The organism is Chitinophaga silvisoli, assembly GCF_003412465.1.
GTDB lineage: Bacteria > Bacteroidota > Bacteroidia > Chitinophagales > Chitinophagaceae > Chitinophaga > Chitinophaga silvisoli.
Genome location: NZ_QTJV01000014.1, coordinates 23,850 through 41,359, shown reverse-complemented (window position 1 = coordinate 41,359; position 17,510 = coordinate 23,850). Strand labels below are relative to the sequence as shown.

10 protein-coding genes are annotated in these 17,510 nt (G+C 46.5%); 1 reads left to right on the top strand and 9 read right to left on the bottom strand.

All coding sequences use genetic code 11. From position 1 onward, the window contains the following. Positions 1-8 precede the first annotated feature (8 nt). Entirely contained in the window at positions 9-2,453 is a 2,445-nt protein-coding gene (locus tag DXN04_RS34950) for a glycosyl hydrolase 115 family protein (RefSeq protein WP_158569212.1), read from the bottom strand. Positions 2,454-2,719: 266 nt separating this feature from the next. On the opposite strand from DXN04_RS34950, the gene DXN04_RS28710 reads away from it, so the two are divergent. Continuing rightward, positions 2,720-3,847: a tetratricopeptide repeat protein gene (locus DXN04_RS28710; RefSeq protein ID WP_116856870.1), complete on the top strand. Its 1,128-nt coding sequence runs from the start codon at positions 2,720-2,722 to the stop codon at positions 3,845-3,847. Between the two features lie 58 nt (positions 3,848-3,905). Here the strand turns inward: DXN04_RS28710 and DXN04_RS28705 are convergent, their stop codons facing one another. The 8 genes from DXN04_RS28705 to DXN04_RS28670 all read right to left on the bottom strand — a co-directional run bounded on the left by DXN04_RS28705 (position 3,906) and on the right by DXN04_RS28670 (position 17,411). Then, positions 3,906-5,351 (bottom strand): redoxin domain-containing protein, encoded by a 1,446-nt coding sequence (locus tag DXN04_RS28705; protein WP_158569210.1) that lies wholly within the window; start codon positions 5,349-5,351, stop codon positions 3,906-3,908. Between the two features lie 23 nt (positions 5,352-5,374). Beyond that, entirely contained in the window at positions 5,375-6,730 is a 1,356-nt protein-coding gene (locus DXN04_RS28700; protein WP_116856868.1) for a RagB/SusD family nutrient uptake outer membrane protein, read from the bottom strand. 15 nt (positions 6,731-6,745) lie between these two features. Next, a complete protein-coding gene (locus DXN04_RS28695) occupies positions 6,746-10,018 on the bottom strand; it encodes a SusC/RagA family TonB-linked outer membrane protein (protein WP_158569208.1) in 3,273 nt (1,090 codons plus the stop codon). 259 nt (positions 10,019-10,277) lie between these two features. Beyond that, entirely contained in the window at positions 10,278-11,219 is a 942-nt protein-coding gene (locus DXN04_RS28690; protein WP_116856866.1) for a FecR family protein, read from the bottom strand. A 73-nt stretch (positions 11,220-11,292) separates the two neighbouring features. Further along, the gene (locus DXN04_RS28685) at positions 11,293-11,841 is read right to left on the bottom strand and encodes an RNA polymerase sigma-70 factor (protein WP_199415158.1); all 549 of its coding nucleotides are present in this window, start codon (positions 11,839-11,841) and stop codon (positions 11,293-11,295) included. Positions 11,842-12,054: 213 nt separating this feature from the next. Then, the gene (locus DXN04_RS28680; RefSeq protein ID WP_116856864.1) at positions 12,055-12,618 is read right to left on the bottom strand and encodes a lipocalin family protein; all 564 of its coding nucleotides are present in this window, start codon (positions 12,616-12,618) and stop codon (positions 12,055-12,057) included. 168 nt (positions 12,619-12,786) lie between these two features. After that, positions 12,787-14,313 (bottom strand): RagB/SusD family nutrient uptake outer membrane protein, encoded by a 1,527-nt coding sequence (locus tag DXN04_RS28675; protein WP_116856863.1) that lies wholly within the window; start codon positions 14,311-14,313, stop codon positions 12,787-12,789. Positions 14,314-14,336: 23 nt separating this feature from the next. Further along, positions 14,337-17,411, bottom strand: a complete 3,075-nt coding sequence (locus DXN04_RS28670) for a SusC/RagA family TonB-linked outer membrane protein (protein ID WP_116856862.1) — start codon at positions 17,409-17,411, stop codon at positions 14,337-14,339. Positions 17,412-17,510 lie beyond the last annotated feature (99 nt).

Sequence of the window (17,510 nt, the reverse complement as noted above, 5' to 3'; positions counted from 1 at the left end):
TTATTAGGTTATTTCTTTTCCAGTTCTATACTTTGAAAAATAATTCCAGGCGAGCATTGAGCATACACCAATGTATGCTTTCCCGGTTTTAATGTTCGTGCCAGTTTAATTTGAATGATATTATCAGCCACCCATTGCTCCCAGACTTTCTTATCATCGTCGTTGCCGTTGATGGTCATTTCAAGTTCTTTTTCACCATCAATTGAGATGGCTATTGCAAGGCCTTTGCCATGCGGGAAGTTCAGGGTAGGAGAGAAGTTGAGGTAGATATTCATATCTCCTGCGGCCTGGAATTCATACTTCAGTGTAGGATTGGTGGAAGATTTATTTCCTGTATTAATTCCAGTACAGGTCATCCCATCCCCAAATTTCCCAATCCCTTTCAAAACCTGCCAGTCACCCTTCTTCTCCACATATTCCGTGGCATGGATCCGCCTATCTATTTTAGGTAACACTATCTTTGGGTTATACGCTCCTGATAAATCGGGCATTTTATTTACTGCTGGCTGCTGCCACCCGGTATAACCAATGTGTGTCTGGTCCATCATATGATTCCACTTACCATTACCCATTTTATGATAAGCTATCGTGAGCAACGAATCCTGTTTATAATAAGCCAGCGCACTATCAGCATAAGTGCTATTCCTGGCCTTATCAGTTTTATACATGGCCACCGCATAATACAATCTATGTAAATTATACATCGCCTCCACCGGATATTGCACTAACTGAAAATAGGCATCTGAATAAGGATGCAGGCGCACCTCCTTAGCCAGCGCTGCCCATTCTGCTACAATCTCTTTGTACTGCTCCAATGTATAACTATATTCATCCAGTAATTCCGGTTTTCGCCTTGCCGCCATTTCACTATACCGGCGTAACCAGTCGCCTATTTTCGGCTCACCAAAATTCTCTGCTGCAAATTCCCCATACCAATCGCGCATAGTATCCACTGCCGACCAGGCATAATCCATAAAGAAGGAGATGGGCAATTCCATCGGTTTCAAATCTCCTACATTTACAATCCAGACCTTATCAGCCCCGTACATCTTTGCCAGGTGAAACTGCTCCCACACCCTGGCCAGGTTATTTGTATTGATCCATTTATAATTTCTGGGATCGCCGACATAATCAAAATGATAATAAATGCCATACCCACCTTTACGCTTTGTTGATACAGCTGGGGCGCTGTCCACTTCCGGCAATCTCCCTCCATTCCCCACTTCCTCCATTTTCCGTGCTTTCCCTAATTCCGGCAATCTCTCTCCATTGCTTACTTCCTCCATTTCCCGTGCTTTCCCTACCTCCGGCAATCTTCTCACATTCCCCCAGTTATCGTCACACAACAACAAGGTCACATCCTCCGGCACCCGCATTCCCTTATCATAATAATCCTGCACCTCCTTATACAACGCCCACATCTGCGGTGTTTCCTCCGCCGGCTTACCTGTCACCTCACTGATAATCTGCCGCTGATCCCTCACAATCCTCTCCAATAAATCCGTCGCCGTTTCCTCAGTCATCGGCATATCCCCATCTCCGCGCATTCCCACTGTCACTATGCTCTCATGCTTCCCCATATTCTCTATCCCCTTCCTCCAAAACGCTCTCAATACGCTATCATTCGTCTCATAATTCCACGCACCCTTTCCATATCGCTTCCATTCCTGCTGGGAACGCAACATCGGTTCATGATGACTCGTACCCATTACTATTCCCCACTTATCTGCCAATACCGGATTCAATGTATCATCTTTATTAAAAGCGTTCCCCCACATTGCCGGCCACAAATAATTACCTCTTAGCCGTAGCAATAATTCAAACACCTTCTCATACACCAAATGATTAAAACCGCCGAATTTCTCATGCGTCCATCCTGAAAACGCAGGTGCCTCATCATTGATAAAGATTCCCCTATACTGAACCGATGGCGGCCCGAAATCATAACTGCCCTTCCGCACATAGACTTTCTCCTTCTTCTTCACCGGCACATCCGCCCACCAGTACCAGGGTGATACGCCCAATTGTCTTGACAACTCCAGTGCACCATAAGCCGCCCCTCTCTTGTCACTGCCTATTATCAGCACGCGTCCCGAATCAGCCATAATCCGAAACGCTTCCCATTTACCAGTCAGCCCGGTTGTATCTACATGAAATTCTTTTATGAGTGAAGATTGTAAAGTGGCTATCAAAATAAAGCCTTTGCTGGCAGGAACCGCCATCTGCCTCTGTACACCCTCCGTCAACACCTCTACCTCTTTATCCATCACTTTCCGTACATCCTCCTTCAACAGTTCCGCAGCCTTCCCCACCAGCCAGTCATCCTGCTGATCTACAATTATCACTTCCGGTAATGGAAAAGTATGTTGTGACTTGTTTATGGTTATCATCTGCTGTGCATAGCCATAGGTACCTATACACAGTAGGATTAACAATGGAATTGAGTTTTTCATAACATATCTAATATAAGAAAATTATTCTAACGCTATCTGGAAATGAAGCATATTATTTTCTTATTCCTGCTGGTCTTAATGGCCATCCAATCATCAGAGTGTGTGATTCGCTTCAACCAACAGTATTTAATAATATCATTTGTTCGGTTTAATCTTCAAAAGATTGAAGGAAATTCATATAGCACCGGATTTTTTGACTCACCCCAAATAACATTTCTTTTTTCAAAACTAATTCCTTAGTTTTGAAAACTAAACATTTAGTTAGTATGATCAGAACCTTGCTGCTACTGCTTCTCCTGCCAGCCAGCGCACTCTATGCCCAACAAGCTGATGCTGTAATGGAATACCTGCAGGAACAGGACTACCCACGGGCCATTGCCTACCAACAGGCACACCTGGATACCAATAATATCAAACAACAGTCGCTGCTGGCATATACATATTACCTGGCCGGGAATGATAATGCTGCTATTAAAACATATCAGCAAGTACTGGCCCTGGACAGTACTAACATATCAGCGCATCAATATATAGCTAATATCTGCCTGAATAAACAGGCACTCCTCCTGGCGATTCCACACCTACGCCGTATTGCGGCTTTAAGGCCCAATAATCCCGTCGCCATCCGTCAACTGAGCTTCGCCCTCCTGAATAACTTTGAGGGCAAAGAAGGCTTCGCTTTATTGCAAAAAGCCTATCAGCTAAATCCGGACGATCCCAAAACCGTCAACCGCCTTGCCGATGGACTCCTTGAACAGGAAAAGTATAGTTCCGCAGATTCTATTCTCAATATTTACCTGCAGAAAGATTCCACCCAGTACTACCTCATCGGCACTGCTATCAGAAGTAGCTATTACCTGAAGAATTATAAGAACTGTCTTGCCCTGGGCAAATACCTCATGACCCATGAAGTCGTCATGCCTGGTGCCATGAGCTTCGTCACCTCCGCCAGTTTTGCACTGAAGGAATACCAGTTTTGCGTAGACATCGATCAATTCATGGAGGACCGTAAAAGTCCCTCTGAGCAGATTATGTATTATGCCGCCCTGGCCCAGACTAAACTGAAACACTATGAAGAAAGCAATCTGCTCCTGGATGCCTGTATCAACCTGGCAAGATCCAAATATCTGCCCGGATACTACGCCGCCATCGCCAGCAATGATGAGGGCCTGAAACAATATAAACCAGCTATCGCTTACATGGATACGGCCTACTACCTGAGCCGGGAGCCCATGCACTTATATAGTATCGGCAGAATCTATGATGTGAATATGAAAAACGAAACAGCGGCGAAGAAATATTATAAACGCTACCTACAGGAAGGGGATAGTACGGACAAACAGGAAGCGATGATTTATAAATACCTGAAAGAAACTTACTTCACAACTAAGTAAAAAAAAGCGCAACTTTTGCCATTTGACAAAAGTTGCGCTTTAAATGCTAATAAATGTATTAACCCCTGATCAATGAAATCATCGCAGAAATCTCTTCCAATGCTGCATCCGTACCACCGGAGAAGCCGGAAAATTTAAATCTTACATTACCCGCCTTATCGATCACAAACTTAGCAGGAATGCTATTCACTTTATAAGCGGTAGCAGCCTTGTGCTCATTCAGATCCATCAGCACTTCAAAAGGATAATTGTGATCAGCAATGAACTTTTTGGTATCTGCTACTGCCTTATCATCTCTTTCCCAGGTATGAATAAACAGGAATTTTACATCGTTGTCTTTTTCATAACGCTGTACCGCCTGTTTCATTACCGGGAAGGATGCTTTACAGGGTCCGCACCAGGTAGCCCAGAAGTCCAGTACCACGACCTTTCCTTTCAGTTCACTGAGGGTGACATTTTTCCCATCCAGGTCTGCCAGGGTAAAATCAGGAGCAGGTGTATTGATCATCTGTCTGGTCAGTTCCTTTGTGATCTTTGCCACCAGCTGGCGGTTTACTTCCTGCAGGTATGCGTCGTAGCCATCAGGGCCCTTTACCTTTGCATACAGGGTTTTCAGCTCACCTTTCATGTCTTCCGTAGCCTGACCCGCCTTTACAGCTTCATCGATCTTTTCAAAGGCTTCCCTGTCACGACCCAGGGCGATCAGGATCTTTGAATAGGTATCCTGTAAAGGGCCATTCACCTCCCCATCTTCCTTGTACACCTTATATGCATTTTCTGCATACTTCAGTGCTTCATGATAGTTTTTGTCATTGTACAGCATCTTTGCGAGAATACTGTTATAAGACCGGTACCCAACCGCAGCAAATTTCGCTCCCTGATCCTGTACCTTCGCCATTTTGAAGGAGTAAGAAGTATCAATCGCTTTTTTCAAAAGTACTTCTGCTTCCTTAAAGTGACCTTTTTTTGCAAGAAAATTACCAACTATAGCCCAGCCTTCACCTTTCCAGGCGGAAGTTTCCACCATGTTGGCAAACTTTACGGCTTTGTCGACACTGTCGGTTTCAGCATAAGCAACACCAATCGCATTTCTCACATAATCATACGCAATCCTTTCCCGGCCAAATTTAGCAGGAGGGAAGCGTTTGATCAGCTGGTAGTACATTGCTTCTTTTTTAACAGGGTTTTTCTCATCGTAAATAGTAGTAATGTAGTCGTTTCTTACCAGCTGGCCGGCAGGAAATTTCTTTCTCTCAGCAGCCTGGATAGAATCCACTACATCCTTTTTATTCAGACGGTAAAAAGTATTGGCTGCCAGCTGCCATTCATCTTCATTGTTACTTTGCAGATGTTTGTACAACTCGGCATTCAGATAGGACTTGTCTTTTTCATCTTTTGAAGCGGCCAGCTTGTCATAAGCCTTGTACAGGCTGTCTATGCGCTGTGCCTTTACCGAGGCACAGCACATAGCAGCGAAAACACACATTGTTGTAATCTTTTTCATGTGAATACTTTTTAGCAAATGGATCATTCGTAACCCGGGTTCTGGGTCAGGGCTTTATTATTAAGAATTTCCTGGTAAGGTATTGGCATGAGCGTATCTCTTGCTACCCAGGTAGATTTTGCTTTGCTCAACACAGCATCTGCCTGACCGGTGCGTACCAGGTCGAACCAGCGGTGTCCAAATTCGCCAAACAGTTCAATTCTGCGCTCCTGGGCAATGGCAGTGAGCAGATCGTCCTTAGTGGCAGCAGTGGTATTACCAAGGCCGGCACGGTTCCGGATGGCATTCAGGTCAGTTTGTGCTGCGCCGGTATTATTTAGTTGCGCATTGGCTTCTGCACGGATCAGGTATTGTTCTGCCAGACGTAATACCACGTTGTATTCGTCGCCTGCAGTGGCAGATCCCAGTTTGTATTTACTGACACGGCGGTAGGTGACACCTCCGTTGACAAGACTGTCTGTCCAGGCTGTTTTCCTGTTATCTCCCGTTTCAAACTGGTCCAGGAAAGAATTGTACAGGTAGTAGTTTGGAACTGCAGTTGCGGAAGATGCCCTGTAGCCAAAACTACTTAGGCCATAATAGGTAGCAAACTGTAAAATGGTTTCTGCACTGGTGTTTTTAAATGTTGTACTCAGGTCAGAAAGTGTATAGGTGACATCTGTCGCGCCGATCACTTTGCTTGCATAGGTCACCGCATCTGCATAATCTTTCTGGTAGAGGTACACTCTTGCCAGCAATGCTTCCACGGCATGTTTGTTCACCCTTGCATGGAAGTTGCCGGTATAGGTGCCAGGCAATAACGCTTCTGCAGCTTTCAGGTCACTGATCACCTGGGCATATACTTCTGCCTTTGTCGCCCTGGGCAGATTTGCATTGTTCAATGCGATCGGATCGAGAGACAATGGTACACCGCCAAAGAAGTTAGCCAGGTAAAAGAAATGGAAGGCCCGCATAAAGTAGCTCTCACCCAATAACTGGTTCTTTACAGAAGAAGTCAGGGTAGCTGAATTGGAGAGCCCGTTGATCATGCTGTTAGCCTGTGCGACAACATAATATGGATTATACCATTGGTAGTTAAGCACGTTGCTGTTGGTACTTGTAACGTTGCCGTTCTGAAATTCGGCCATCAAAGGAGTTGAGCTATACAAGCGGTATTGGATATTATCGCCCAGCAGTTCTGCCGTCCAGTTATAGTATTGCAGGCAGGAGGTAGTCGTATAATAAGAATACATGGCCACAACAGCGCTGGTTGCTGTTCCGTCCGATGCAAACACGTCAGATGGTGCCAGTGAACTCGGTGCGTTGTCGATTGTTACAAATTTCTTGCAGGATGTGGCGGTAAGCCCCAGTGCGAGTAATATATATGATAGTTTCTTCATTATCTCTCAGCTTTTTTATAATGATAAATTCAGGCCTACAGTCAGGGTACGCAGCTGTGGTACGGCAATGTACTGACCAGTACCCAGGCCGGCACCGGTACCTGGCTGGGTGGTTTCAGGATCCAGTGTATACTTTTGCTTTGCCCATGTGTACAGGTTCTGACCTCTGGCATAGATAGATGCATTGGCAATCTTCACTTTGTTTAACAGGGTTCTGGGCAGATTGTAGGTCAGGCTCAGTGTTTTGAACTTGATGAAGGAAGCGTCACCCCAGTTTGCATCAGAGTAAGCGTAATAATAATAATTGTTAGAATACGTTTTACTTGCTCCCGGGATGTTGCTGCCATCTCCTGCACCATGCCAGCGGTTCAATACAGCAGTGCTCTGGTTTGTCATATCATATCCAAACGGATAGAAGTAATTATTCAGTGTGCTGTTCAGGTAGCCGTACCTGTGATTGAACTGGAAGGTGAAATCCAGTGTGAATCCATTATAGGTGATGGAGTTGGTCAGACCACCGTAGAATGGTACGCCTACTTTGCCAGCACTTCTATCATTAAAATCGACTGCGCCACTCTTATTCAGGTCCGCCAGTATGGGAGCACCGGTGGTAGGGTCTATACCCTGGAAATGGAAGAGGTTTGGTGCATCTACCGATTTACCAACAGTGTAAGTATTCGCATAGGAAGAATTCTTAATGTTGTCAAACGCAAGCAGTTTGTTCTGATTGATCGTCAGGTTCAGGGTCGTGTTCCATGAGAACTTTTTCGTAGCAATATTGGTTGTATTTAATTCGAACTCCCAACCTTTGTTCTGGATAGTGGCAGGCAGGTTACCGGCATAGGAATTTACACCAATCTGCGTGGGCGTTGTGATATATGCCAGCATATTAGAGGTCCTGTTTTGGTAATAGTCCGTTTTCAGCATGATGCGATCCTTCAGGAAGCCCAATTCCAGTGCGATATCCAGCTTTTTGGTCGTTTCCCATTTCAGGTTTGGATTAGATAAACCATTTGCCACCAATCCGGGAGTACCCATGTAAGAATAGGTGCTACCAAGTGTGTTGTAAATCGGAGTATACATATAGTTAGCTATCTGGTCGTTACCTGTTACCCCATAGCTGGCGCGCAGTTTACCAAAGCTGACCGGCTTCAGATCTGCCATAAAATCTTCCTGTGAAAAGATCCATGCTGCACCCAATGCACCGAAGGAACCAAACTGGTTATTAATACCAAAACGGGAGGAACCATCTCTTCTGAAGGTACCATCCAGGTAATATTTCTCTTTGTAGTTGAAATTGAAACGACCAAATCCGGCAGCATATTTATACAAGGAGTAATTACTGCCATATACGATCACAGTACCCGCGGCACTGATTGCATTCAGGAGGGCTTCGCTGGTGTAACCGGAGCCTCTCAGGGTAGTACTGGTGGCCTTGGTCTGTTGGAAGGTCGTACCTCCAATCACCTGCAGGTGTGCATCTCCGAAAGTTTTGTTGAATTCCAGGAATGGTTCTACAATCCAGTTGTCGTTCTTCCCTTTTGAATCCAATAACTGGTTATCTGCTATTGCTGTAGAATTCACAGAGCGGTTCGGTTGGGTACCCTGCTGCTCCAGGTTGTTCTGGGTAAAACCAAGGTTGGCTTTGATCGCCAGCTCCTTGATAATATTGTAGCGCAGGTTCAGATCGGTGATCAGGTTGTAGGTCTGGCCGGTATACTTTTGTAACAGGAGCGCAGCAGGATTTTTTCCTACACCCAGGTCCCAGTTAAATGTACCATCTGCATTATAAGGATTGAAGTTCGGTGCCAGGTTGTACACGGCAGAGAGATCTGTTTTAGGCATATCGCTCTTCATGTAAGAATAATTGGCGGAAAGAGAGATGTTGAACCGGTTGTCCTTGCTGCTATGGCTGGCATTGATCCTGTTAGAAAAAGTGATGGTATTGTTTTCGCCCGGGAATACAGTTCCTTCTTTACGGTAAGACGTAGAGTAGAGGAATGTATTCTGAGCATTACCTCCTGATACTGAAGCCATGGCTGTAGTCGTTTTAGCTTTGCCGCCAATGGCCCATTTCTGCCAGTCAGTATAGGCTGTCTGGTCCCATTTGGTCAGGTCGAAATCTGTCGCACCAGGGGTGGTTCCGGCATTGGTAAATGCTTCCTTACGCATCGCCAGGTATTCTGGTGTATTTAACATAGGAATGTAGCGGCTTACTTCGCCAAATCCATGGCTTACGTTTGCGCTTACTTTTGTATTACCATGACTACCTTTTTTAGTGGTAATGAGCACTACGCCGTTCGCACCTTTTGATCCGTAGATGGCGGTAGCATCCGCATCTTTCAGTACATCGATCCGCTCTATATCCTCAGGAGCGATCATGCTGAAAGGGCTGAGATTACCACTGGCACCGCTGATGCCATAACTGTTGAGGGCATCGGTCGCCGGGGTGCCACCATTGAACAGGGTAAAAGGAACACCATCTACTACATACAGTGGAAGGTAACCACTCATAATGCTGGCATTACCGCGAATGCGCACACGAACCCCGCCACCCGGTAAACCATTGTCCTGTGTGATTTCCATACCGGCTATGTGACCCTGCAGGGCTGTGAGCGGGTTAGAAACCGTCTGTACAGCGATTTCGCTTGCTTTTATAGAACTTACCGCACCGGTATTGTTCCTTTTGGTTGTAGAACTATAGCCCAGTACCTGTACTTCGTTCAGACTGCTGAAGCTGCGTACCATAGTAACAGGGAAGGAGGTTTGACCTTTCAGGGCCACGTCCTGGGTAGTATAACCTACTATACTGAATGTTAGTACGGAATTAGGATCTTCTACTTCGATGGAGAAATGACCATTTTGGTCAGAAGCAACGTATTTTTTACCGTTTTTTACGTGGACAGTTGCACCTGGAATCGGTTCGCCTGTTTCATCTTTAACAATGCCATGCACCAGGATACCATTGGATGGTGCTGATGTATCCCTGGTGGCCTGTACTGCTTTCTTTTCCTGCAGTATGACCTTGGCACCCTTGTCAATATAGACCAGGTTGGTACCAGTCAGGATCATGTCGAGCACTTGCGCTACAGAACGGGTACCACTACTGATCGTGACCCTTTTGTCCTTATTTAGGAGGTTGGAGGAATAAAAAATGCTGAACCCGGATTGTTCCTGCAATTTTTCCAGGGTGGCTTTGAGGCTCGCATCGTGAACCTCGAAACTGACCATTGTTTCCCTGATACTCTGACCGGCTGCATGCGTAGTTGCAAACAGGTTCAGGCACATGACAAAAAATAAGCTGACGCACACACTGACTCTCATGATAAACAATAAAATTGATTGCATTTTTTCTTTTGGCAATGGGTGCACGATCCCCTCTTGCAAAAGCTGAACTTTTGGCATAAATTTGAAGACGTTTAAATGATCAATAATTTTTACGTGAAACTCCTCATTGCTTCCTACGGCCGGAGGAGTTTTTTTGTGTGTTTACGTTTTTTTAATTCTGGTTGGTTTTTGTCATTTTTTAATGTTGATTTTAGTTGATCTAGTTAAAACAAGCGGTCCCGTCCAGTTCTACTGTCCGTCCCTTGATTGTATACGTTGTACCCATTGTTTGTGAGAGGACATCCAATACCTCGCTCAATGATTCTGTCCCTGAGAATCGACCTGTAATTGGACAATGTTGTAATGCCGGATTTTTAAATACAATGTTTACATCATACCTTCTGTCCAGTCTTTGTGCCAGTTGCTCATAGGGCATGTCCTGGAACTGCATATCTGATTTTGCCCATGCAATGACCGTAGCCGGAGTGATTTTGACCTCCTGAATGTTGTTGGTGTGCTGATTATAAACCACCTGCTGGTTGGGCGTCAGGATGGTTTTTTGCTGGCTGGCATCAGTGACCTGAACCTTACCAGTGAGTACAGAGACAGATACACTGTCAGTGTTCCAGGTTTTAATATTAAGAGAGGTACCTAATACGGTGGTAGATACCTGGCCGGTATGAATAATGAAAGGTTGTTCAGGATGGGAGGCGATGTCGAAATAGGCTTCTCCTTCCAGCGTTACTTCGCGCTTGTTGCCATTTCGCTGGTAATCCATTTTGCTGCCCGGGTGTAAAACCACCTTACTGCTATCCGGCAGGTAGATGAACCGGTTCTCGCTGGCAGCTGCAGGAATACTGGCTACCAGATTCTTATTTTCAGGCGTTTTAGACCAGTTTACATACAAAAAGGCACCCAGCAGGCATGCGGCAGCCAACGAGGCAAATACGGCCACAGGAGGCCGTTTTTTACGCCGGATCCGGGAGCTGAGGTAGGAGAGCATTTCCTGACCAGCCGCAGTTTCCTGGGCATCTGTCATAGGAAAAGGATCCGCTTCCCCGGAAAAATCCCTGTACCAGTTATTGAGCTCCTCCTGCTCTGAAGGAGTAGCTGTCTGATCGATGTATTTCTGAATAAGGAGGTCCAGGCGATTTCTTTCCATGCGATATCAGGTCGTTATAATACTATGTACCATAACTTACCCTGTTACCCTTAGTCGGTTTGAAAAAAAATTTTTAGAGGAAAAACAGCATGTTGATATGCCGTAGATTGAGGCGAATGGTACGCAGGGCCTTGGTGAGATGTGCCTCTGCCGTCTTTTCTGAAATATTCATGATACCGGCTATCTGTTGGTTGGTTTTCCCATCCATCCGGCTCAGTTTATATACCTGCCTGCATTTTTCCGGCAGCTTTTCTACAATTCCATTAATGTAATCGTCCAGCAGACGGGCATAAATCTTTTCCTCATCCGCACTGTGGGAGGACCGGAATATGCTGTGAAGAATATTTTTCCGGCGCTGTTGCTGGTGATAATGCTTAAATACAGAAAACTTGATGGCGGTAGCCAGGTAGTGGGAGAGTTCCCTGATTTCCAGGCTTTCCCGCCTGTCCCACAATTTGATCAGCACTTCCTGCACGATCTCCTTGGCTGAAGATTCGTCGTACGTATGCTTCCAGGCAATGGCCAGCAGCTGCTGCCAGTACCGGTGGTAAATCTCAGTAAAGGCGGCTTCGTCCCCCGTTGCCATGGAGGTAAGTAGCTCACTGTCACTGAAATGTTGCATAGTCATGAGTTGAAAATAAGAAAATATTTCCAAAAATAATGAAATCTACTAGAATGGTAGAGTATTAATTTGAGGATAAGGTAGCAATAGTTAAGATTCTATGCAAATAGCTCACTAAAGTATTACTAATAGGTCACCAAAAGGTCACCTCAATATCCCTGGGATATTGAAGTGACCTTTTGGTGACCTTATGATGATAGGATAGTGACCTTATTATATTGAATCCTCACTATGGTCGGTCCATATCAATTCGCCGGTTTCGAAGCCGATTTGCTGTGCGAGTGCAAGGTAATTTTCCCTGATATGAGCTGGAATGGTCGTCTCCCTGGATAAAATCCACATGTAATTGAGATTGTCCCCGGCCACCAGCGCGTACTGGTAGTCATCGTCCACCGCGATCACATTGTAACCGGCATAGAATGGACCGAAAAAAGAGACTTTCAGCCGGCCTACATCCGAACTGCCCACAAATTTTGCCCTACCGACACTTTCCTTCCATTGGCGGCTCTGGTAATTATAGCCCTTATTGTCCACCCGGATACTGCCATTTTCATTCAGGCTGTAGGTCGCCGTCACATTATTCAGGTGTTTTTCGAATTTGTAGTCCAGCCGGGCTATCTCGTACCATTTACCCAGGTACTTTTCTACATCAAATGGGCTAACAGCTTTTGCGCCGCGTGGAATACTGACACTGCTCACTGATTTATAGAAGATCAGGCCGGCAGCGACACCCACTCCTGCCAGGAGTGCGATGGGGAGTTTTTGAGGTTTTGACATAAAAATTGTTTAACTCCTGAGCCTAATTCAAAATTGATGCCTGCGGCAGGGCACAAAAAAGAGGTCGTACCAGCAGTAGTACGAAAAGCCTGAGTATGCAGTGAAATAAATTCCTCCTCAGTTCAATGCGTAATACCTTTGATACGACCTCTTTAAAAAAGCGGTCATTTACCAGTTGCTGTTCTGTACCATTTCCGGATTTGAGTTGATCTCATCCTGCGGTATCGGGAAGAGCTCATGCTTGGGTGATACAAAGTATAATTTCCCCACTTTGTCACTATTTGCAATTTCATCTTTCAGGAGTCCCCAGCGTTGCAGGTCATAAAAGCGCTGTCCCTCCCTGGCAAATTCCAGGAATCGCTGGTGCCTGATTTCCTTCATCATGGCTGTCTGATCCAGGCCAGCCGCCAATGCCGGCAAGCCCGCACGGTTCCTGATCGCCGTGAGATAAGTATAGGCATCTGCTGGTCTGCCCTGCATGGTCACAGTCTCTGCCAGCAATAACAATACATCCGCATAGCGCATGGCTTTTTCATTGATGTCAGATTGATTGTCCGATGCTCCGCTGCTACCTGTCAGCTCATTTGCCTGGTTATAGTTCTGGTATTTTTTATAATACGACTTAAATCCAAAGGGTAAGGTATAGGCAGAAAATGGTTTCTGGTAAAAGGTCGCTCCCGGGTAATCCCAGAATAAGGTGGCATACATTCTCGGGTCAAAATCCCCGGCCGTGGTTTTCTCATTTTGGAACTCATTGAAAAGCTTATCCGTCGGCGCTACTTCGAACCAGCCACTGGCTTCTGAGGGGGCAAACTCCTGTGCAGTGGTAACCCCCAGGCCCTCATTGGCATTTTCACCTGCCCATGGATTGGTACCTCCTACATCCTGGACCTGGATTTCAAATAATGACTCCGCGTTATTATCATTGGCAGCAGTAAAATTGTCGCCATAGTTGGCCAATAACTGGTAAGTATATGGAGCTGCCGTCAGTTGTTTCAAGGTACTCTCTGCATTGGCCCAGTCTTTTGTATACACATATGATTTACCGAGAAAGCCCAGGGCAGCACCTTTGGTAGCTCTGCCTTTATTACTGTCATCGTAAGTCAGTGGCAGGTCTGCTGCTGCCTCCGTAAAATCTTTGATCACCTGTGCCCATACATCTGTAGCTGGCGACTTGGCTACAAAATATTCTGCTGTAGATGCAGGGATGGTGGTACGCAGTGGTACATCCCCGAAGTTGACCACGAGTATATATTCATTCAGCCCTCTTATAAACTTTGCTTCTGCTATGTATGCTTTCTTTGCTTCGTCTGTGAGACCGCTTACCTTTTCAATATTCACCATGATCTGGTTCGCACGGAAAATGGCACGGTAGGCTACATTCCAGACATTGGTAGATGCTGCATTATCGGGCGTGTTCGTGAAGGTAGACAACTGGTACAGGTAGCTGACGTCGTTCCTGATAAAAAAGTCATCGCCACGGCCATTGGACAGTTCTACGCCCCGCACACCCCAGTAGCCACCGTCTACATTTTTGAACAGGCCATAAGTGGCTGCCAGCGCACTCTTTACATCATCTTCTGTTTTCCAGTAAGTATCTGTAGTAATCTGGTTCGGGTTCGTCAGTTCCAGGGAGCTCTTCGAACAGCTGGCCAGGAGCACGCCTGCAAGAAGAAGATATTGTAGCTTTTTCATAATGGAGTTCTTGTTTTAATAAATTAGAAGGATAATTGGATGCCGGCAGATAATACCCGGGCCAGGGGATATGCCACATGGCCATAATCTACGCCTCTGTCAAGGATGCTGCCGGTACGGCCAAGGTCCGGGTTAAAACCACTGTAATTGGTAATGGTAAATAGGTTGTCTGCACTGATGTATGCCCTGAGGGAAGTGGTGTGCAGTTTTGCATTGATACTCTCGGGTACTGTATACCCCAGTTGCAGGGTCTTCATCCTGAAGTAGGAGCCACTTTCCAGGAAGCGGGAAGAAGTCTGTGAGTTCAGGTTCGGATCATCGATCACAGCTCTAGGCATATTCGTATGATGCTCTGGTGTCCATGCCTGCAGCGTAGTTTTAGCATAGTTGTATTCCAGGTTCATCCCTTCCATATCCTGTCTTACGCCATTGTAAATTTTATTGCCTGATACCCCCTGCATGTAAATGTTCAGGTCAAAGTGATGCGCGGAGAGATTGAAGCCGATACCATATTCAAAATCAGGAAATGGGCTACCCAGGTGCACGCGGTCGGCACTGCTGATGATTCCATCACCATTGGCATCCAGGAATTTGATATCACCGGGTGCAGCATAGGGTTGGATCAGGTTACCGTTTTTATCCTTGTAGGCGTTCACCTCTTCCTGTGACTGGAAAATTCCCTCTGCCTTGATGAGATAGAAGCCTGTAACCTCGCCACCAGCTTCTGTCAATGTAGACGAAGCTCCATGGTGCGTAGGCTGGCCACCAAAGATCTGCTGGGTACCGGTACCCAGTTCAATCACCTTGTTTTTCACAGCAGAAAGGGTACCATATACATTATAGTTTAATGCACCGATATGGTTAGTATAGTTCATGCCGAGTTCAATCCCCTTGTTCTGAATGGTACCTGCATTTACCACAGGTGCGGAGGATGAACCTGCGGAACCCGGGATGGGTACATTCAGCAATACATCCGTGGTTTTCTTGAAGAAGTAATCCACGCTTGCATTCAGGGCTCCTTTCAGGAAACTAACGTCTACGCCTACGTTGGTAGTAGCTGTGTTTTCCCATTTGATATTAGGAGAGGCGTAGGCGGTCTGGATAGCGCCGAACCATTTTTGCTGTGTTTCACCGAGTACATAGTTGATATTCGATGCAATAGCAGCACTATATTGGTAATCGCCGATCTCCTGGTTACCCAGGATACCATAGCTGGCCCTCAGTTTCAGGGAGGACACTATTTTAGGATCCACATGCCAGAAGCGTTCATTGTTGATGTTCCAGCCCACGGCTACAGAAGGGAAGTTACCGTAGCGGTGTGCTGCTGCAAAGCGGGAAGAACCATCCCGGCGGAAACTTGCAGTGAGCAGGTAGCGGTTATCGTATGTATAAATTAAACGACCCAGGGTAGAGAGCAGTACGCTTTCGGCACTGTTGCCACCCACGGTAGCGGTACCTGATGCCGCATCCAGTTCTTTAATGCCATCGGGCAGGTTGGTCTTGGCCATCAGGTTATAATTGTAGCGGGTCTTTTGATAGCTATAACCTGCTAAAGCCTGGATGGAATGCTTACCAAAATCTTTGTTGAAGTTCAGCGTGTTTTCCAGCAGTACCAGCTGGTTTCTTTCCTGCACACGGCTCATGTCATTGGTCTTCTGTTTGAAGAGGTCACCTACATCATGCCGGCGTACATAGTCGTCAGTCGTACCAAAAGAAGTGGTATAACCAAGATTGAATTTGTACTTCAGGTAGGGGCGCAATGATACCTCTGCATAGGCATTGGCCAGGAAGGAAGTGAGTTCATAACTTACATCTTCGAGGTGCAGCAGTGCTACGGGGTTCGGAATATTCACCACGGAGCCGGAGGCACCGGCATAGCCACCGATTGCATTTTCGTCGTAGATCTGGTAAGTAGGAATCATCTTCATGGCAGAGCCTACGGCATTACCACCCTGACCACCCCAGCCGGTGCTCATCTGGTTCCATTTCTCGCGGGTAGCGAGGAAGGTTTGACCAAACTTAAGGATGCCTTTGGTGGACTCCGTTTTGGCACGCACACCGTATCGTTTGTAGCCGGTCATGTCCACGATTCCTCTCTGGTCGGTATATTCGCCTGAGACACTGTAGCGGGAGAAATCGGAGCCACCGGAGGCGCTCAGGTAATATTGTTGAATAGGAGCCGTTCTGTAGATGGCTTTCTGCCAGTCAGTGCCAGCACCCAAAGAGGAGGGATTAGCCGCTATATCGAGTCTTGGGAGGCCTGCCCCGCCATTGCCGGCATCATGTGCAGCATTGCTGACTGTGGCCCATTCTTCGGCATTGAGTACCTCGTATTTTTTAGCCAGGGTTTGTGACCCCAGGTTAGTTCTGAAATTGAACACGGGCTTACCGGATTTACCGTTTTTAGTGGTTACAAGTACTACTCCGTTGGCGGCGCGGGAGCCATAGATCGCGGCGGCCGAGGCATCTTTGAGCACATCCATGCTTTCGATATCGCCGGGTGCAATGTTGTTGATATTAGCCACCTGCACGCCGTCTACCAGGTAGAGGGGATCAGCATTGTTAAGGGTACCCACACCCCTGATGAGGATACGCGTGCCGGCACCGGGATCACCACCGGCAGATTCTACCGTTACCCCGGGGAGCTTACCCTGGAGGGAGCGGCCCACGTTGCTCACCCCTTCCGTCTTGATATCAGCGGCTTTGAGGGAGGCAATGGCACCAGTGAGGTCTTTCTTTTTCACGGTACCATACCCGATTACCACCACTTCATTCAAACCTGAGACTTTGGGTTTGAGGGCTACATTGATCGTGGTGTTGTTGCCTATGGCTACTTCTGACAGATCGTATTCCATAGAGGTGATGAGCAGGGTGCTGCCTGCCGGGGCATCGATGGAATACTGGCCTTTTTCGTCTGTGTAGGTGCCTTTTTGAGTGCCTTTGATCATGACGGCTGCTTTAAATACCGGGTTATTAGTTTCAGCGTCAGTAACCAGGCCTGTGATCTTTTTCTGGGCGCTGGCCAGAAAGGGGAAGAGCAACAGCAATAATAAAATAGGCGTTTTGCGCCGGGTCAGGCGCAGCGGGCTGTTTGTCATAAGGGAATTTAATTTAATTGATGAATTGGTTACAGTTGAATATCCTCCATCTGCCCGATGGCGAGTCTGGGCATAGTTTTTCTATTGTGCGTTATCACA